Source organism: Bacillus sp. L_1B0_5, assembly GCF_000836715.1.
Taxonomy (GTDB): Bacteria; Bacillota; Bacilli; order Bacillales; family Bacillaceae_G; genus Bacillus_A; species Bacillus_A thuringiensis_S.
Genome location: NZ_JXIS01000063.1, coordinates 43,211 through 61,716 on the forward strand (window position 1 = coordinate 43,211; position 18,506 = coordinate 61,716).

Genomic DNA, 18,506 nt, shown 5'->3' on the forward strand with positions numbered 1-18,506 from the left:
AAGATAACTGAATTTTGTCAGATATTTTTCATGTTGTCAATGGCTTTTTGAAAATTTTTAATTTCTCAATTCGATTAATTGCTTCCCGCAATCGCTCCTCTGTATGCAGGAGCCCAACGCGAACATAACCTTCGCCGTGCTCACCGAAGCCAACACCTGGAGCAACTGCAACGTGTGCTTTTTCTAATAAAATATTAGAAAATTCCTCAGATGTATAGCCCTCTGGTACAGGAAGCCATGCAAAGAATGATCCTTTTGGAATATCAACATTCCAACCAATGGAATGACAAGCTTCTATAAGGACATTTCTTCGAGATTCGTAACTATTTACAAGGTCTATTACGCAAGACTGTGAACTTAATAGTGCTTCGCGGGCAGCATCTTGAACTGCACCAAAAATACTAACATACATATGATCTTGCAATAGGTTAATGGTTTCAATGACACTTTCATTCCCTACTGCAAAAGCAATACGCCAGCCAGCCATATTGAAAGTTTTCGATAGAGTGTAAATTTCAATTCCTGTATCTTTGGCACCATCTGCTTGCAAGAAACTAACAGGTTTTTGACCATCAAATCCGATAGCGCCGTAAGCGAAATCGTGAACAACTAATATATTATGTTTATTAGCAAAGTGAATGGTTTTATCAAAAAAATCTTTTGATGCAGTAGCACCGGTAGGGTTATTTGGATAGTTTAAAAACATTAACTTTGCTTGCTCAGCGATAGAGTCATCAATTTGTTTATAATCCGGTAAAAAATGATTTTCTGCAATAAGTGGCATGGTTTCAAAGTGTGCCTTTGCTAAGGCAACCCCGGATAAATAATCTGGATAGCCTGGATCCGGAACGAGAATCGTATCACCAGGATTTGTAAAACAAATCGGTAATTCTACTAGTCCAGCCTTTCCGCCAAACAAAATAGCAACTTCAGTTTTTGGGTTTAATTCGACGCCGTATTCACGTTTATAGAATGTAGCTACGGCTTCCTTTAAGCTTTCATGTCCGCGAAATGGCGGATATTTATGATGAATGGTCTTTTCGGCAGCATCTTGTAAAGCTTTTACGATATGCTGCGGTGTTGGTTGATCTGGATTACCTTGACCTAGATTAATAACATCGTGACCAGCTGCAACGACTTTGTTAACTTTTGCAACAAGTGAAGCGAAAAATTGTGTTGGCAATGATGTTACTATCTCAGAAGGTTGAAATAATTTCATACTTTCCACCTCTTTTGAAAGTTGTTACAATTCTAGTGACAAATGATATAATCTTTCCAGTATTTTGTAAAGAGAAAAATAAGAATGGGGCTGAAAAAATGAAAGTCGCATGTATTCAAATGGATATTGTTTTTGGAGATGTAGAAAAAAATATTGAGAATGCTAAAAATAAAATAAGCGAAGCTATGAAGGAAAGGCCAGATGTTATCGTCTTACCAGAACTATGGACAACAGGATATGATTTAACGAGACTTTCTGAAATTGCAGATAGGGATGGAGTGGAAACAAAAGAAAAGTTAATAGAATGGGCGAAGCAATATGATGTACATATTGTTGGTGGGTCCATAGCAAAGCAAACGGAGCAAGGCGTTACAAATACGATGTATGTTGTAAATAATGAAGGACAGCTAGTCAACGAATATAGTAAAGTACATTTATTTCAGCTTATGGATGAACATAAATATTTAATAGCTGGTAATAGTACGGGCGAATTTAAGCTAGATGATGTTGAATGTGCTGGAACAATTTGTTATGATATTCGTTTTCCAGAGTGGATGCGTGTCCATACTGCTAAAGGGGCAAAAGTATTATTTGTTGTAGCAGAATGGCCATTAGTTCGTTTAGCACATTGGCGTTTGCTATTGCAAGCAAGAGCGGTTGAAAATCAGTGTTATGTTGTTGCGTGTAATAGAGCAGGAAAGGATCCAAATAATGTATTTGCGGGTCATTCTTTAATTGTGGACCCTTGGGGTGAAGTTGTAGTAGAGGCGAATGAAGAGGAATCAATTTTATTTGGAGAGCTTGAATTCGAGAAAATTAAAGAAGTACGTAAAGGAATTCCAGTTTTTGCGGATCGCCGTCCAGAATTATACAAATAAAATGTTGACAAGTGATTTTTATTCTTGGTATAGTCTTCAACATAAAGTTAAAAATTCAAAAAATTATACAACTCTTATCAAGAGCAGGTGGAGGGATTTGGCCCGATGAAGCCCAGCAACCGACCGTAATACCATTGTGAAATGGGGCGTTTATTACGCCAAAAGGCACGGTGCTAATTCCAGCAGAAAGTAAAACTTTCTGGCAGATAAGAGGGGAGAAGATAAACTTCAAACCTCTTTCTTAGTGGAAAGAGGTTTTTCTATGTTAGAAAAACCTCTGAATTTAAAAAGGGGGAGAAGACGATGGGATATTATTCATTAACAGAAATAACAGCTGTACAATATGCGAAAGATCATGGCTATTTTGAAGCGAAGGCAAATGTCGTTTGTCATGAAATTGGAGACGGAAACTTAAATTACGTGTTCAAATTAGATGATGGAGAGAAATCAATTATAATAAAACAAGCACTGCCTTATGCGAAAGTAGTTGGTGAAAGCTGGCCATTGTCTATAAAAAGAGCAACGATTGAAAGCAAGGCACTGCAAATTTTTGCGCAGTATGTACCGGATTATGTTCCAGTAGTGTACAGTCATGATGAAGAGTTAGCGATAACGGTAATAGAAGACTTATCAAGACTAACAATTACAAGAAAAGGATTAATAGACGGAGAAGAATATCCGCTTTTATCCCAGCATATCGGCCGTTTTCTAGCACATTTTTTATTTTATACTTCAGATTTTGGTTTACAGTCAGAAGAGAAGAGGGTACTAGAAGGTACCTTTATAAATCCGGACCTTTGTAAAATTACAGAGGATTTAGTGTTTACAGATCCGTTTGGACATTATGATACAAATGATTATGAGCCAGATTTACAGCTCGTGGTTGATGAACTTTGGAGTGATAAAACTTTAAAACTAAAAGTAGCACAATATAAATATAAGTTCTTAACAAGAAAAGAAACTCTTATTCATGGTGATTTACATACTGGTAGTATTTTTTCGTCACCTTCTGAAACGAAAGTGATTGATCCAGAATTTGCGACATATGGCCCATTTGGATTTGACATAGGTCAATTTATTGCAAATCTATTATTAAATGCTTTATCTAGAGAAGAAGAAAAAAGAAGTGTACTATTTTTCCATATAGAAAAGACGTGGAGTTATTTTGTAGAGACTTTTACAAAGTTATGGATTGGAGAAGGTGTAGAAGCATATACGAAAGAAAAACAATGGTTACCAATTATTTTGCAAAATATCTTTACTGATGCAGTTGGATTTGCCGGATGTGAACTGATTCGTAGAACAATTGGTTTAGCTCATGTAGCAGATTTAGATGAAATAGAAAATAAAGAAACAAGAATTCAAGCTAAGAAGCAAGCGCTATCCTTAGGTAAAGAACTAATAAAATATGAATCTAAAAGTGCAGATATTCAACTGTTTCGAACATTATTTCAACAGACAGTTTCAGGGGGCGTAAAAGCGTGAGTACAATGGTTACTGTTCCGAGATCTGTAAGCTGGAAAGGTGATGCAATTGCGGTATTAAATCAAACAAAATTGCCGCATAGCACAGAATACAAAACATTGACGACTATTGAAGAGGTTTGGAAAAGCATCGTAATGTTAGAAGTACGAGGAGCGCCTGCAATTGGAATTGTAGCTGCATTTGGTTTGGCGCTTGCATCAAAAAAATATAACACTGTACATATTGAAGAATTTCAAAAGAAGTTTAATAGAGATTGTAATTATTTAGGAACGTCACGCCCGACAGCAGTAAATTTATTTTGGGCAATTGATCGTATGAGAGAATCTATTCGAGAGATTACTACAATAAAAGAAGCACAAAAAACATTAGAAGAAGAAGCGCTTCGCATTCAGCAGGAAGATGAAGAGGTGTGCCGAAATATTGGGGAATATGCGTTAACATGTTTTAAAGATGGCGATAATATTTTAACAATCTGTAACGCTGGAAGTATCGCAACTGCCAGATATGGAACTGCATTAGCTCCCTTTTATATTGGAAAAGAGAAAGGTGTGCGTTTACATGCATATGCGTGTGAAACGAGACCAGTTTTACAAGGTGGTCGCTTAACGACCTGGGAATTGAAGCAAGCAAATATTGATGTGACCCTTATTACAGATAATACTGCAGCTCATGCTATTCAAACGAAAGAAATAAATGCAATTATTGTAGGGGCGGATCGAATTGTCGCAAATGGAGATACGGCAAATAAAATAGGGACAATGAATTTAGCTATTTTAGCAAAGCACTTTGATATCCCATTTTATGTTGCTGCGCCACTGTCAACATTTGATGTTAGGAAAGAAACTGGAGCCGAAATAATTATTGAAGAAAGAGATGAAACAGAAGTTACGAAAATCTTTGGAAAACAAGTAGCACCAATCGGAACGAATGTTTATAACCCTGCATTTGACGTAACACCGAACGAATTAATTACAGGAATTATTACTGAGAAAGGTATTATAAGCGGGGATTATAAACGAGAAATTGCATCATTATTTGAAAAACAGGCTAATACATAATAGCTTGTTTTTTTATGCCTAAATGCATTGTTTTCTCTTACTTATATAATGAAAGGAGGAGAAGAGGATGGAAGAGTGGATTAAGATGATAGGTAATGTAGGGTTTCCAATTGTTGTAACATTATATTTACTCCACCGTATTGAAAGTAAATTAGAGGGGGTAATTGTTGCAATTGAGAAGCTCCCGCGGCAATTACTAAAGTACGAAGATCCTCGCGATAAAAAATAAAGTTTGCTCTTCTTGAGCAAACTTTATTTTTTATTGAGCAGTATAGCCACCATCGATAACGACAGCTTGACCAGTTATACCTTTAGCTTTTTCACTCGCTAAAAACATAGCATAATCAGCGATTTCTTGTACTTGTAATAAGCGCTTTTGTGGGACGAGTGGATAAATAACATCTTCTAAAACATTTTCAAGTGGTACATTTCGTGTAGTAGCTAAGTCTTGTAGTTGATTACGTACAAGAGGGGTATCGACATAACCAGGGCAAAGGGCATTAACAGTAATACCATGCGTAGCACCTTCTAAAGCGGCAACTTTTGTTAATCCAATTACGCCATGTTTTGCACTATTGTAGGCAGCTTTTCCAGCAAACCCGACAAGGCCGTTAATAGAAGCGACATTAATAATACGACCATATTTTTGTTGTTTCATAATCGGAAAGGCATGCTTAATTGCGATAAACGGAGCAATTTGCATAATTTGAATTAGTAGCTCAAACTTTTCAGTTGGAAAGTCTTCAATGGGTGAAACGTGTTGCATTCCTGCGTTGTTAATTAATATATCTAATGAACCGAAATGACTAACTGTTTGAGAAATTGATGCTGTAATTTCCTCTTCAGATGTAACGTCACATTTTAAACCGATAGCTTGAAAACCTTCATTTTGTAATTGTTCAGCAGCTTCTTTCGCACGTTCTTCAAGACGATCAGTAATCACAACTTTTGCACCTTCTTTTGCAAAAGCACTTCCCATTTCATATCCAATACCACTCGCAGCACCTGTTAAAAAGACAACTCGATTTGTAACCATGATGAAAAACATCCCTTCATAATAAAGTTTTCATAGTGCTCTATTTAGAGAGGTTATAATGAAATTCCTGCAAACATTTGGAAAAAATATCGTTAGCTATCTTGTTTTGCAAAATAGTCTTTGCTATACTATTTTGTAAAGCAAGATACTTACGCTTATCTATCTTGTAAAACAAGATAGTAGGAGGATTTGAATTATGTCGACAAGTCAAATGTTGAAAGGGATTTTAGAAGGATGCTTACTTGCTATTATTTCTGAAGGCGAAATATACGGTTATGAAATGAGTGAAAAGCTAGCAAAGTATGGTTTTACAATGGCGAGTGAGGGAAGTATTTATCCGTTATTAATACGAATGCAAAAAGAAGGACTAATAACAAGCGTAATGAAGGAATCGCCATCTGGTCCAAAGAGAAAATATTATACATTAACAGAAAAAGGCGAGGAAGCACTTGATGAATTTATGGATCGCTGGGAAGCGATGCAAAGTAGTGTAGAACGTCTACTTGAAGGGAAGGGAAGGAGAAAATAATGTTATCAAGTGAAGCTCGAAAGTTTTTGTTAGATATGAGATTATTTTTGACGGCAAAGAGTGTGAAAGAAAGTGATATTGAAAACTTTTTAGAAGATGCAGAATTGCATTTAATAGAAGGTGAGAGTGAGGGGAAGCGTGTAGAAGATATTTTCGGAAGCTCACCGAAAGAATATGCAAATGAACTTGTAAAAGTGATGGAAAGAGATAGACAGGAAACGTGGAAGCAAATTGGTTTTACAGTAATGAATATCGTATCGTTTTGGATTATTGCTTCTATCTTAATAGTGAATAATGGAATGTTACAGATTTCACTTATGCAGTGTATCGGTTACAGTTTTTCATTGATTTTAGTTGTTATGGGTCCTAATTTTCTACTTCGCAAAATGGCCTTCGTCACAAGCTTTACAAAAACATGGTTTTCCATGTGGTCTTTAGTTATGATTGCTCCATTGTTTTTATTAGGAGCTGTTACGATATTAGATGTGATATATCCTACAAAAATGCTCACATTCACCGAAGTCCAAAGTTATATATTAGCTGGTGGGATTTTTATCATCACAGTAGCTATAAATATATATTTTGAAGGATGGTTTAAAAACTTATATTTAATCATTCCACTTTCTATTATGTTACTGTTTAAAACATTTACATCGGAAGATCTTATGCCAATGCTATTTCAAATTATATGTTTATACGGAAGTTTGTTTATTTTGATTTTCCTTGAAATTATGATGAAGACGAATAGAAGAGAAATGGTTAAATAAAGGGGATTATCATGAAGATTTCTAAAGAAGGAGAAAAGTTTTTAATTGATACGAAAGTATATTTAATAACTAAGGGAATTAAAGAAGAAGATGTGGATGCTTTTCTAGAAGATGCAGAGCTTCATTTAATAGAAGGTGAAAAAAAGGGGAAGACGGTAAGGGACATATTTGGTGACTCACCAAAAGAGTATGCGGAAGAGTTAGCTAAAGAGATGGAGAAGGATAAAGGTGGGAGTATAAAAAGTATCTTAGGAATGATAATTGGGATAGGCGGATATTGGTTACTTACAAATATTTTATTTGGAAGTCCGGATCAACAATTTACGTTAACGAATGTACAGTTAATCGGTTATCCTATCGTTTTAATCATTACGATTATCGGAACGATTGTTGCATTTAGAATGTCTTCTTTTAAAAGTAAATTGACGGAATTTGGAATAATTTATGTGATAGTAATGGTTCCTATTTTATTATTGGTGTTATTGATGTTTATGAATAAATGGTATGGGACGCCTATTTTACAATTGTCAACAATGCAAACATATATATTAGCAGCAACTATCTTTTTATTACTTCTTATTGGTGAAGTATATGTTCTTGGTTGGATGGGTGTTTTTGTATTAATTGTTCCTCTTTCGATTATGTTTTTATTTAAAGACTTAGAAGAAAGAAATGTATTTTGGGGAATTGCAAAGGTCTTACTTATGTATGGAAGTATATATGGATTAATGAGATGGTCTTTAAAAATTGAAGAAAGAAAAAGTGTGAACTAGAAATTCAATAAAAAGCGGCTGCTCTGGATATACAAAAAATTATTTCCAAAGAAATATTATATAGGGATTTTTAGAGGGATTACATTTACATTTAGTTGTCTATTTTTATTTCTAGCAGCCGGGATTTGGTTTGTTGATTGGAACAAGTTGTTTTAAACAGTAACATGAAGGTTACTGTTTTTTTCTTTGTAGTAAAGAGCTTTGTAAAGAGAGCGCTTTTTGTTCTGTTGTTAATAAGGAATGAATATGAACGTTTTCTGGACGAGGGACTATCGGATACATAAGATTTGTTGGAGAAGGGTGGTGCTCCGAGCTGGTTGGAGAATGAGGATCTGCATGAGTAAGTTTTCCATGAATACGTCTTGTAAATAAAATATGACCGATTTCGTGAGCGAGCGTATATATATTTTTCATAGGGGCAGCCGAATTTGTTAAAACGATATAGCCAGTAAGTTGCTGTTGTTTTGCTAAAGAATAAGCGCAGGCAATTACTGCTGTTTCTTTGAAATAATCACTGCCAATATAACAAATATAAAGGTCGCATTCAGGAGCTTCATTTACACATGTTTGGAAAAAGGATGCCAACTTTTCTTGACTTTGAATGGAATTTTTATAACTGATTTCACGGTCAAAAAAACGGAAAAGTTCATTTAATACAATTACTTCTTGAATTTGAAATGTAATGGGGTGCCAAATTGATTCTGCAACAGCTAAATCTTTTGCGATGCGGTCATCAGAAATATCGGCGCCGGGAGTAATACAAATACATATATTGACGTATGGATCCATAAGGAACACCTCAAATGAAAAAAGTTCTTCCTATAATATATGTGGGGAAAAGGTGCTATGTATGGATAAACGCCTTTTTTGTTACATGAATATATAGATGACAAGTCAAAAAAATTTCATAGTTCTATAACATGATATGGTCGTCTTTTTGATATAGTAAAGGAAAGGGGGAGAATATATGTATACATTAAAAATCGTTTCAGACAGAGAAGCACTTTATCAATTTGCGAGTTATGTAAGAGTTGTACAAGGGGTTGAAGATGTATATGTAGAGGTGGGAGAACCTTTATATGAACATCCTTTAATGAAGTTTTATGTACATATTAAGCTGAAAGAAACATATGAGCAGCATAAAGCGTTACAGGAAATAGCAAGATTAGTAGAATTGGGTCGTTTTACATATGTCCATTATCGTAATGATGAAATTGAGGAAGCTTTTGAAGCTGTAAAATATGAAAGTTTTAAGAAATAAAGATGAAAAAACGGAGGCGAAAGCTTCCTTTTTTTCTTTAAAATTACATGAACAAAAAGAGAGAAATTTTGTTATGATAAGGGAGGTTAGGGAAAGGGGAATTTACATATGGGGTATATTGAAGAGTTACGCAAAGTCGTTGGTACAAGGCCACTTATTCTCGTAGGATCAGCAATCATTATATTAAATGATAAACAAGAAGTATTGCTTCAATATCGTTCAGATACATATGATTGGGGTGTACCTGGCGGGGCGATGGAACTGGGTGAAACGACAGAAGAAACAGCACGTAGAGAGTTATTTGAGGAAACGGGGTTAACTGCAAAAATAATGCAATTTCTTGGTGTTCTATCAGGAAAAGAAGTATATTTCCGTTATCCGAATGGCGATGAAATTTTCAATGTCATTCATCTGTATCAGGCACATCATGTGAGCGGGGAATTAAAGATCGATCATGAAGGGTTGAAACTTCAATATTTTCCAGTAGATAAGTTGCCAAAATTGAATGAAACGACAGAGAAAATTTTGCAAAAGTTTTTATATGCGCTGACAGAATAGAAGGTTAATTCCTTCTATTTTTATTATATGAAATATTTTGATTTTTTAGTATGTTTATAGTATGATAGTTGTAGATATACATCTTATGGAATTTCACCTAAAAACTTACTAGGGTACATAAGAGAGGGGCAAGTACAAAATGCATAATGTTGTTATTACAGCTGCAGTTCGTTCGCCAATTGGAACTTTTGGAGGAGCGCTAAAAAATGTAACGCCAGTAGAATTAGCTGTTCCTGTACTTCAGGAAGCTGTAAAACGAGGCGGGGTAGAACCACATGAAGTTGATGAAGTAATTTTAGGTCATTGTATTCAAAGAACTGATGAAGCAAATACGGCGAGAACAGCTGCATTAGCGGCAGGATTTCCTGACACAGTTACGGGATATACAATCCAACGCCAATGTTCTTCAGGTATGCAAGCAATTATGTCAGCTGCAATGCAAATCCAATTAGGTGTAAGTGATGTTGTTGTTGCAGGTGGAGTAGAAGCGATGAGTTCGAGCCCTTATGCATTGAAACAGCACCGCTGGGGACAACGTCTACAGCACGGAGAAATTCGTGATACGGTGTGGGAAGTGTTAGAAGATCCGATTCACCATATTATGATGGGTGAAACAGCGGAAAATTTAGTTGAACAATATGAAATTACAAGAGAGGAACAAGATGAAGTTGCTCTTCGCAGTCATACATTGGCACTGAAGGCAATCGAGTCTGGACACTTTGACAATCAAATTGTTCCTATTACAATAAAAGAACGTAGAAAAGAAGTAGTATTTTCGAAGGATGAGCATCCACGTGCAGATATTACAGCGGAAAAATTAGCAGGGTTAAAACCAGCATTCCGTAAAGATGGGTCTGTAACTGCAGGTAATGCATCTGGCCTGAATGATGGAAGTGCAGTTCTAGTATTAATGAGCGAAGAAAAAGCGAAAGAAAAAGGCTTACAACCGTTAGCTAGAATTGTTGGATATTCAGTAGCTGGAGTAGACCCGAAAATTATGGGTATTGGACCAGCACCAGCAATTCGTAAAGGTTTAGAAAAAGTGGATTGGTCATTAGAAGATGCAGATTTACTTGAAATTAATGAAGCTTTCGCGGCCCAATATTTAGCTGTAGAGAAAGAGTTAGGTTTAGACCGTGAAAAAGTGAACGTAAACGGTAGTGGCGTAGGACTTGGGCATCCAATTGGTTGTACAGGGGCTCGTATTACGGTAAGTTTAATTCACGAATTAAAAAGACGTGGGTTAGAAAAAGGAATTGCCTCTTTATGCGTCGGTGGCGGTATCGGGGTTGCCTTATTTATAGAAGCACTATAAAAAAGAAGCAGCTATTGCTGCTTCTTTTTTTATGACTCAAATAGATGATGGAATAATCGATCGCGATTTTCAAAGAAAAGTTTCGTCGTTTGATAATGCTCGGTTTCTTCTAATGAGGATTCGTGAATCCCTTCTTGTGTTAAAGAGTATATAGTAGATTCAGGGTAAGCCATTAAAATAGGAGAATGCGTCGCAATAACAAATTGTGAACCTTGTTCCGCTAGCTCGTGCATTCGAATGAGCATGGAAAGTTGTCTCATTGGTGATAGAGCGGCTTCAGGCTCATCTAAAATGTATAAACCTTGTCCTGAAAAACGATTCATAAATAATGAGAAGAACGATTCACCGTGTGATTGTTTGTGTAGTGAGATACCACCATAGGAGTTGATAACTGGATTCCCACGTGCTTCTCTATCAGCATCTATTTCATCAATATAAGAAGCAACGTTATAAAATGATTCAGCGCGAAGAAAGAAACCGTCGTTTGGTGTATTGAAACTTTTTGAAATTCGAAGGTATTCATGTAAAGATGAATGTGAATCGTTTGTGCTAAAGCGGAAATTTTTCGTTCCACCTTCTGCATTAAAACCTAACGCAATTGCAATTCCTTCAAGTAATGTTGATTTACCTGTTCCGTTTTCTCCAATAATGAATGTTACATTTGGATGGAAAGCTAGTGATTGTAATGTTCGAATAGCGGGTAAGCAGTAAGGATATGCGGAAAAACTAGGGATATTTTCTTTTTTTAATGTGACATTTTGTAAAAAGGGTACGTCAATCAATATATAAACCTCAATTCATAACGGATTTTGAATCTAAAAAGGCAGCAAATACAAGTGTTAATGACACCTGAATCCCTTCCTTATTTTCTGAATATTTTATGTGGATTATATCATTTAAACTATCATATTCCAATGTGAAAATAAATATTGCATGAAGATCTATTCTCTCGTTATGATAGATGGTATTCTATTGAAAATGTGAGAAGGAGTTAAAGTATGCCGTTTACATTTGCACATCCAGCAGCAGTTCTTCCTTTTGCGAAAAAGCATTCTAAATATATGTCAGTAACGGCTCTTATATTAGGTAGTATGGCGCCTGACTTTGAATATTTTTTACACTTTAGACCGTATGGTGTTATTGGGCATACGTGGCTTGGGTTCTTATATTTAAATTTACCACTTGTCTTCTTATTAGCATGTATATATCATTACATTTTAAAAAAGCCTTTTATAACACATTTACCTAAACCATTTGCTGGGTATTATACATATGTAGTAGATAAGGGGTGGAGGATTCATACATGGAAGGATCTTTTTATATTTTGTTATTCAGCATTATTCGGTATGTTAACGCATGTTGTTTGGGATGCATTCACTCATAAGACAGGCTATTTTGTTATGAAAATACCATTATTGCAAAGGGAATGGTACGGTATCCCTGTTTATAAATATATGCAACATGGAAGTACATGTATTGGTTTTCTATTATTAGTATACGTTTTATGGAAATATAGAAATGAAATGGGTAAAGACCTTATTTTAGCTTCGGAAAAAAGAAAGTATTGGATTTCAGTAATTGTTGTGGCAACTATTATATTTATCGTGCATGCGTTCCTAGATCCCTATTTTCATATTTTCCAAATTGGAGGTATAATAGTATCTGGACTGACAAGTTCATTTTGTGGACTTTTCATTGTTTCTATAGTTTACAAAGCAAGGGACTAATATTATATTCATGAATGATAGCGTTAGGAGAAATGAAATGATGAAAGCATGGAAAAGTATTTTTGTTTTATGTAGTTTTCTTCTTGTGTTAAGTGGTTGCTTCCATCAAGAAGAAAAGAAAGCTGAACCGAAGAAGAAAGAATCAATTCCTGAAACGAAAGAATATGGTGGGCGTGAGCTGAAAAAAGTAGGACAAAAAGTGAAAGAAACAGGATGGGGTACTTTCAAGTTAGAGCAGATGCACTCTGTGAATCAAACATTTGAAGTAGCGCCAATGAAAATTCACGTACAAGATGTGAAAGTAATCTCTTTATCACAGATGAGTGAAAAAGCAAAAAATACATTGAAAGTATACACGGCACTAACTCCTGAAGAAGTAAAACGTAGATTAGGGGATAAAGTAAGCCAAGAAGATGCAGAATTATATGCATCGCTAAGTGGAACAGAGATTAGTAATACAATTCGTTATGTTGAGATTACATATAAAGTGGAGAATAGCGGGAATAAAAATATGCAATTTTTCTCTATGAATGATGTTATGATTAATGGTAAGCAACATTTTAAAGTAGCGACTCAAAACTTTTTATATGATGAAGATACGTTAGTTGGTACAAAAAATGTGTCAAGAGAAGACTATAAGCCTGGTGAAACAAGAGATGGTATTATTGGTTTAATACTTGACGATGGAAAAGACAAGGTAAAGGATATTCAGTTTACAACTGATGATTTACTTGCAGGAGATTCAGAAACACAAGATGTTGTAAAAGAGTCACAAACGTTTAATATCTCACTTTCGGAGTAAGGTGTTTTTAAAATAATGTAAGAAAAACAGTCAGCACTCAAATATTATGCTGACTGTTTTTTTATTTCTTTTATGTATGAATCTACATTTTGAAAAGGCACCTTAATTTTAAACGCATCTTTTTGTTCGTTAAATTGCTTTTCATTGTAGGGACCGAAACGTTTATTGTGCTTTACGTCAATAATCCAATAATGTTCACTTTTTTTATTTGCAATTGCTGCGTCAGGGTTATTTGGATCTGATTTTTCCTCAGTTTGTTTTGCAATAATGTATTTATCATCCCAAGCAATGTCTGTAATTTTTGCAGGGATGTATTGTGTGGCATATACAGCATCTTGCGAGGGGAAAAGTTCAAATGCATTTCCAGAAGTACGTATGAGTTCGTATTCATCGTTAACCGTATAAGTTAAGTGACTTGTGTTTCCTGCACAACCAGTTAATAGGAAGGCGACGAATAGGATTATCCATTTTTTCAATATGGGAACCTCCTTTATAATGCTATTGTAACAAATTGTACAAGAAAAGTAAGAGAAACGCTAGTTTACAATGTTTTTTAGAAGTGGTACGATGAGACGGGTAAAGAAGGATATGAAGGAGTCGACATAAAATGAAGTTAAAGATGCATCGTCCAGCGCTTGTAATGAATCGCATAGGTGCTTCCCTAATTGACATGTTTTTAATCTCGGTTATGTATGGTGCAGTAGTAGCTATTATGACCGGAAACTATAGTGCTATGTTTAAGCGCTTTAATATAAGCTTAGGTGATTTTAGATATGATTTCGCAGTAGTTTTCATATTAATGGCGATATATTTTATTGTGTTACCCTTTATTTGGAACGGTGTTACACTTGGCAAAAAGGTAACGAGAATAAAATTAATTTCATTGAAGAGTGAAAAGCTAACGTTGCAAACATTAATTATAAGATTTTTTGTAGTGTTATTACCGAACGTATTGCTATTAGGAATTCCATTAATATGTAACGTATATATGATGTTGTTCCGCAAAGATAATTGTGGTTTTCAGGATTTAATTACAAAAACGAAAGTAATAAGTCTTGTATAATAAAATAAAAAAAGACCTTTTTATATATAAAAAGGTCTTTTTGATTTTATAAGTCTATTTTGAATGTTTACAGTAAGGAAAAGCTAAAATGTGTCATTTTTATTTACAATAGATTGAAAATTAAGATAATGGTATAATAATTAAAAATAATATCTTTATCTCACCATTTGGGGCTGATTAAAGTTTTACTTTATATAATAAGGGGGAAGTTGAGATGACAGGAGGTAGCATAATTTTTTGGGGCATTCTCATTTTTATCGGTCTAGTTCTTGATCAGCGTAATAGTAAGAAAAAAGAAGGATAAAAAGTAAACGTTTACAAATTAAATAGCAATTTTTCTTGCTTGCAGAATAATCTCATAAAGGAGTATACTGAATGACGGTAAGACTTATAGAAGGGGTAATGAAAATGAAGCTTGCAGGAAAAGTTGCTATCGTAACTGGCGGTGGCATCGGTATTGGACGTAATACAGCTCTTTTGTTGGCTAAACAAGGCGCAAAAGTAATTGTGACGGACATTGATCAAGAAAGTGGACAAGCAACAGTGGAGGAAATTACGAATCTAGGCGGAGAAGCACTTTTTGTATTCTATGATATGGAAAAGCAAGGAGATTGGCAACGCGTTATTAGCATTACTTTGAATGCATTCAGTCGCATTGATATGCTTTTTCAAAATGCTGGTTTATATAAAATAGATTCTATTTTTTCTCGCCAACAAGAGAACGATTCCAATGTACTTTGTATTAATGACGTTTGGATAGAGATAAAACAATTAACGTCATCTTTTATGAAACAGCAAGAAGAAGTGGTGCTTAGTGATTTACCGATTTTCGGTATTATTGGCACGAAAGGACAATCATTTCATACAGTAGAAGCCCTAGTATAATAATGAAAACCGCCCTCAATATATGTGGACGGTTTTTTTGTATGTTATATAGAAGGAAATTTTTTTAGCGAATACGTTGTTCTGTTTGGCTGTCAAAGAAATGCGCTTTATTTAAATCAAATGCCAATTTAATTTGGTCTCCAGGTGAGAATATATGTCTTGCATCAACACGTGCTGCAAAATCTTGATTTCCAAGTTTCATATATAAAATAGATTCAGCACCTAACAATTCAGCAACTTCAATTTTTGTTGTGAAAGTAGTAGATTGTGAAGCTTCTAAAAATAGTAGTTCATCATGAATGTCCTCCGGGCGAATACCTAAAACAATTTCCTTATTTACATAGCCTTGTTCACGTAGCATCTTCATTTTTCCTTCAGATACTTTGATTTTTATGGCATTATCTATAACGAAATCGGTTTCAGTCAATTTACCACGGAAGAAGTTCATCGCTGGTGATCCGATAAATCCACCCACGAAAATGTTTTCTGGTGTTTCATATACTTCTTTTGGAGTTCCAATTTGTTGAATCTTTCCATCCTTCATAACGACAAGACGCGAAGCCATAGTCATTGCTTCTGTTTGGTCATGTGTTACATAAATTGTTGTTGTTCCAAGGCGATGATGTAGCTTAGAAATTTCTGAGCGCATTGCAACACGGAGTTTAGCATCTAAGTTTGATAATGGCTCGTCCATTAAGAAAACTTTTGCATCTCGAACGATTGCTCTACCTAACGCAACACGTTGGCGTTGTCCACCTGATAATGCTTTCGGTTTTCTATCTAAATATTGTTCAAGCCCTAAAATTTTTGCTGCATCTTTCACACGACGATCGATCTCATCTTTTGGTATTTTTCGAAGTTTTAATCCAAATGCCATATTATCATATACACTCATATGTGGATAAAGAGCGTAGTTTTGGAAGACCATTGCGATATCTCGATCTTTTGGAGGAACATCATTCATTAGTTTACCATCAATTGAAAACTCGCCTTTTGAAATATCTTCGAGTCCAGCTACCATTCGTAATGTTGTAGATTTTCCGCATCCAGAAGGACCGACAAATACGATAAATTCTTTATCTTGAATGTGTAAATTAAAATCAGTTACAGCTGTTACGTTATTATCATATATCTTATAAATGTTTTCTAATTTAAGTTCTGCCATGGTATTTCCCCCTAGAAATAATTATGCAAACGTTTTCTTTGAGTTCATTATAAACGAATAGATTCAAAAAATAAATAAAAAAATAAAACGTTTTCATATATTGGAGAGTTATTAGTGATTTTCGCATGTTTTCTTAGAAAAAGAACAATAAAAATTGTAAGCGCTATTTTAAATTGAGATAGAATCTGTTATCATTCATTAATGAAAACGTTTGCGCCTTGGAAAAAGAGAAAAATGAATTATGAATGAAATGGGGTAGCATAATGGAAAAACAATGGTGGAAAGAAAGCGTAGTATATCAAATTTATCCTCGTAGCTTTATGGATAGTAACAGTGATGGTATAGGAGATCTTCAAGGGATTATTTCAAAGCTAGATTACTTAAAAGAGTTAGGGATTGATGTGATTTGGTTATCACCTGTCTATGAATCTCCAAATGATGATAATGGTTACGATATAAGTGATTATTGTAAAATTATGAACGAGTTCGGAACAATGGAAGATTGGGATGAACTATTACATGAAATGCATGAACGTAATATGAAATTGATGATGGATTTAGTTGTTAATCATACATCTGATGAACATAATTGGTTTATTGAATCACGTAAATCAAAAGATAATAAATATAGGGATTACTATATATGGCGTCCTGGAAAAGAAGGGAAAGAACCGAACAACTGGGGAGCTGCTTTTAGTGGATCTGCATGGAAGTATGATGAAATGACGGATGAATATTATTTACATCTGTTTTCTAAAAAACAACCAGATTTAAACTGGGATAATGAAAAGGTAAGACAAGATGTTTATGAGATGATGAAGTTTTGGTTAGAAAAAGGAATTGATGGATTCCGCATGGATGTTATCAATTTTATTTCTAAAGAAGAAGGCTTACCAACTGTTGAAACAGATGAAGATGGCTATGTTTCAGGTCATAAACATTTTATGAACGGTCCAAACATTCATAAATATTTGCATGAAATGAATGAGGAAGTATTATCGCATTATGATATTATGACGGTTGGTGAGATGCCAGGTGTAACGACAGAAGAGGCCAAATTGTATACTGGAGAAGAACGAAAAGAGTTGCAAATGGTATTCCAATTTGAACATATGGATTTAGATTCAGGAGAAGGTGGAAAGTGGGATGTAAAACCATGCTCACTTCTTACTTTAAAAGAGAATTTAACAAAGTGGCAAAAAGCATTAGAGCATACCGGATGGAATAGCCTTTATTGGAATAACCATGATCAGCCTCGCGTTGTATCTCGTTTTGGTAACGATGGAATGTATCGCATTGAATCTGCAAAAATGTTAGCGACAGTTCTTCATATGATGAAGGGAACGCCATATATTTATCAAGGTGAAGAAATCGGAATGACGAACGTTCGATTCCAATCAATTGATGAATATCGAGATATTGAAACGTTAAATATGTATAAAGAAAAAGTGATAGACCATGGTGAAGATATAGAAAAAGTAATGGAATCTATTTATATAAAGGGTCGTGATAATGCTAGAACTCCGATGCAGTGGGATGATCAGAATCACGCTGGATTTACAACAGGTGAACCTTGGATTACTGTAAATCCTAACTATAAAGAGATTAATGTGAAACAAGCAATCCAAGATGAAGGTTCAATTTTTTATTACTATAAGAAATTAATTGAGCTACGCAAAAATAATGAAATAGTTGTATATGGATCATATGATTTAATATTAGAGAATAATCCTTCTATTTTTGCTTATGTAAGAACATATGGAGACGAAAAACTACTTGTTATTGCAAACTTTACTGCGGATGAAAGTGTATTTGAAATGCCTGAAGATATTAGTTATAGTGAATCAGAATTATTCATACACAATTACGATGTAGAAATCGGATCGATAGATAACATTACATTACGTCCGTATGAAGCGATGGTATTCAAATTGAAATAAGAAAAAGCCTTATGCCACTATGAAGTGACCCCCGAAAGTTAGACA

General features: G+C 34.8%; 22 protein-coding genes, 1 pseudogene and 1 riboswitch. Of the genes and pseudogenes, 17 read left to right on the forward strand and 6 right to left on the reverse strand.

Annotated elements, in window-relative coordinates; genetic code table 11:
* Window positions 1-28: 28 nt before the first annotated feature.
* The gene (locus RT27_RS20625; protein WP_043937268.1) at window positions 29-1,219 is read right to left on the reverse strand and encodes a pyridoxal phosphate-dependent aminotransferase; all 1,191 of its coding nucleotides are present in this window, start codon (window positions 1,217-1,219) and stop codon (window positions 29-31) included.
* 14 nt (window positions 1,220-1,233) lie between these two features.
* On the opposite strand from RT27_RS20625, the gene RT27_RS20630 reads away from it, so the two are divergent.
* The 4 genes from RT27_RS20630 to RT27_RS20645 all read left to right on the forward strand — a co-directional run bounded on the left by RT27_RS20630 (window position 1,234) and on the right by RT27_RS20645 (window position 4,869).
* A complete protein-coding gene (locus RT27_RS20630) occupies window positions 1,234-2,097 on the forward strand; it encodes a carbon-nitrogen family hydrolase (protein ID WP_016080413.1) in 864 nt (287 codons plus the stop codon).
* Between the two features lie 71 nt (window positions 2,098-2,168).
* Window positions 2,169-2,310, forward strand: a riboswitch (SAM riboswitch).
* Between the two features lie 90 nt (window positions 2,311-2,400).
* Window positions 2,401-3,582 carry an S-methyl-5-thioribose kinase gene (gene mtnK, locus RT27_RS20635; RefSeq protein ID WP_043937270.1) on the forward strand — a complete coding sequence of 394 codons (1,182 nt, stop codon included), beginning with the start codon at window positions 2,401-2,403 and terminating at the stop codon, window positions 3,580-3,582.
* The gene (gene mtnA / locus RT27_RS20640) at window positions 3,579-4,640 is read left to right on the forward strand and encodes an S-methyl-5-thioribose-1-phosphate isomerase (protein WP_029443173.1); all 1,062 of its coding nucleotides are present in this window, start codon (window positions 3,579-3,581) and stop codon (window positions 4,638-4,640) included. Before mtnK ends, mtnA begins: the two co-directional genes overlap by 4 nt.
* Window positions 4,641-4,707: 67 nt before the next feature.
* Complete coding sequence (locus tag RT27_RS20645) at window positions 4,708-4,869, forward strand: YvrJ family protein (RefSeq protein WP_000393336.1); 162 nt, start codon at window positions 4,708-4,710, stop codon at window positions 4,867-4,869.
* Between the two features lie 30 nt (window positions 4,870-4,899).
* On the opposite strand, the gene RT27_RS20650 is transcribed toward RT27_RS20645, so the two are convergent.
* Window positions 4,900-5,676, reverse strand: a complete 777-nt coding sequence (locus RT27_RS20650; RefSeq protein WP_016080416.1) for a 3-hydroxybutyrate dehydrogenase — start codon at window positions 5,674-5,676, stop codon at window positions 4,900-4,902.
* A gap of 196 nt (window positions 5,677-5,872) precedes the next feature.
* On the opposite strand from RT27_RS20650, the gene RT27_RS20655 reads away from it, so the two are divergent.
* From RT27_RS20655 to RT27_RS33830, 4 genes and pseudogenes are all read left to right on the forward strand, one after another.
* On the forward strand, window positions 5,873-6,205 hold the full coding sequence (locus RT27_RS20655; RefSeq protein WP_000107977.1) for a PadR family transcriptional regulator: 333 nt from the start codon (window positions 5,873-5,875) through the stop codon (window positions 6,203-6,205).
* Window positions 6,205-6,972, forward strand: a complete 768-nt coding sequence (locus tag RT27_RS20660; RefSeq protein ID WP_029443171.1) for a DUF1129 domain-containing protein — start codon at window positions 6,205-6,207, stop codon at window positions 6,970-6,972. The genes RT27_RS20655 and RT27_RS20660 overlap by 1 nt, the downstream gene beginning before the upstream one ends.
* A gap of 11 nt (window positions 6,973-6,983) precedes the next feature.
* Window positions 6,984-7,745 carry a DUF1129 domain-containing protein gene (locus tag RT27_RS20665; protein WP_029443170.1) on the forward strand — a complete coding sequence of 254 codons (762 nt, stop codon included), beginning with the start codon at window positions 6,984-6,986 and terminating at the stop codon, window positions 7,743-7,745.
* A gap of 12 nt (window positions 7,746-7,757) precedes the next feature.
* Window positions 7,758-7,901: pseudogene (locus RT27_RS33830) on the forward strand (DNA-binding protein); the annotation flags it as partial.
* A 15-nt stretch (window positions 7,902-7,916) separates the two neighbouring features.
* Here the strand turns inward: RT27_RS33830 and RT27_RS20670 are convergent.
* A complete protein-coding gene (locus tag RT27_RS20670; protein WP_029443169.1) occupies window positions 7,917-8,534 on the reverse strand; it encodes a hypothetical protein in 618 nt (205 codons plus the stop codon).
* Between the two features lie 178 nt (window positions 8,535-8,712).
* On the opposite strand from RT27_RS20670, the gene RT27_RS20675 reads away from it, so the two are divergent.
* The 3 genes from RT27_RS20675 to RT27_RS20685 all read left to right on the forward strand — a co-directional run bounded on the left by RT27_RS20675 (window position 8,713) and on the right by RT27_RS20685 (window position 10,879).
* Window positions 8,713-9,006: a DUF3928 family protein gene (locus tag RT27_RS20675; protein ID WP_000288330.1), complete on the forward strand. Its 294-nt coding sequence runs from the start codon at window positions 8,713-8,715 to the stop codon at window positions 9,004-9,006.
* A gap of 108 nt (window positions 9,007-9,114) precedes the next feature.
* Window positions 9,115-9,564 (forward strand): NUDIX hydrolase, encoded by a 450-nt coding sequence (locus RT27_RS20680; RefSeq protein WP_029443168.1) that lies wholly within the window; start codon window positions 9,115-9,117, stop codon window positions 9,562-9,564.
* Between the two features lie 139 nt (window positions 9,565-9,703).
* Window positions 9,704-10,879 carry an acetyl-CoA C-acetyltransferase gene (locus tag RT27_RS20685; protein WP_029443167.1) on the forward strand — a complete coding sequence of 392 codons (1,176 nt, stop codon included), beginning with the start codon at window positions 9,704-9,706 and terminating at the stop codon, window positions 10,877-10,879.
* Window positions 10,880-10,908: 29 nt separating this feature from the next.
* Here RT27_RS20685 and RT27_RS20690 read toward each other — a convergent pair whose 3' ends face one another.
* Window positions 10,909-11,661: an AAA family ATPase gene (locus tag RT27_RS20690; protein ID WP_029443166.1), complete on the reverse strand. Its 753-nt coding sequence runs from the start codon at window positions 11,659-11,661 to the stop codon at window positions 10,909-10,911.
* A gap of 216 nt (window positions 11,662-11,877) precedes the next feature.
* Between RT27_RS20690 and RT27_RS20695 the strand changes: the two genes are divergently transcribed.
* Both RT27_RS20695 and RT27_RS20700 read left to right on the forward strand, forming a co-directional pair.
* On the forward strand, window positions 11,878-12,606 hold the full coding sequence (locus tag RT27_RS20695; RefSeq protein WP_016080420.1) for a DUF4184 family protein: 729 nt from the start codon (window positions 11,878-11,880) through the stop codon (window positions 12,604-12,606).
* Window positions 12,607-12,643: 37 nt separating this feature from the next.
* Window positions 12,644-13,408, forward strand: a complete 765-nt coding sequence (locus tag RT27_RS20700) for a hypothetical protein (protein ID WP_029443164.1) — start codon at window positions 12,644-12,646, stop codon at window positions 13,406-13,408.
* Window positions 13,409-13,452: 44 nt separating this feature from the next.
* Here the strand turns inward: RT27_RS20700 and RT27_RS20705 are convergent, their stop codons facing one another.
* The gene (locus RT27_RS20705; protein ID WP_000758789.1) at window positions 13,453-13,884 is read right to left on the reverse strand and encodes a DUF3997 domain-containing protein; all 432 of its coding nucleotides are present in this window, start codon (window positions 13,882-13,884) and stop codon (window positions 13,453-13,455) included.
* Between the two features lie 131 nt (window positions 13,885-14,015).
* On the opposite strand from RT27_RS20705, the gene RT27_RS20710 reads away from it, so the two are divergent.
* The 3 genes from RT27_RS20710 (at window position 14,016) to RT27_RS20720 (ending at window position 15,356) form a co-directional block, all read left to right on the forward strand.
* Window positions 14,016-14,471, forward strand: a complete 456-nt coding sequence (locus RT27_RS20710; RefSeq protein WP_000769081.1) for an RDD family protein — start codon at window positions 14,016-14,018, stop codon at window positions 14,469-14,471.
* Window positions 14,472-14,685: 214 nt separating this feature from the next.
* Window positions 14,686-14,775: a hypothetical protein gene (locus RT27_RS20715; protein WP_016080421.1), complete on the forward strand. Its 90-nt coding sequence runs from the start codon at window positions 14,686-14,688 to the stop codon at window positions 14,773-14,775.
* Between the two features lie 71 nt (window positions 14,776-14,846).
* Window positions 14,847-15,356, forward strand: a complete 510-nt coding sequence (locus tag RT27_RS20720; RefSeq protein WP_000218413.1) for an SDR family NAD(P)-dependent oxidoreductase — start codon at window positions 14,847-14,849, stop codon at window positions 15,354-15,356.
* Window positions 15,357-15,420: 64 nt separating this feature from the next.
* Here RT27_RS20720 and ugpC read toward each other — a convergent pair whose 3' ends face one another.
* Window positions 15,421-16,521, reverse strand: coding sequence for a sn-glycerol-3-phosphate ABC transporter ATP-binding protein UgpC (ugpC, locus tag RT27_RS20725; protein WP_016080422.1), 1,101 nt, complete (start codon window positions 16,519-16,521; stop codon window positions 15,421-15,423).
* Between the two features lie 263 nt (window positions 16,522-16,784).
* Here ugpC and malL point away from each other — a divergent pair, with 263 nt between their 5' ends.
* Window positions 16,785-18,461, forward strand: a complete 1,677-nt coding sequence (malL, locus tag RT27_RS20730) for an oligo-1,6-glucosidase (protein ID WP_029443163.1) — start codon at window positions 16,785-16,787, stop codon at window positions 18,459-18,461.
* Window positions 18,462-18,506 lie beyond the last annotated feature (45 nt).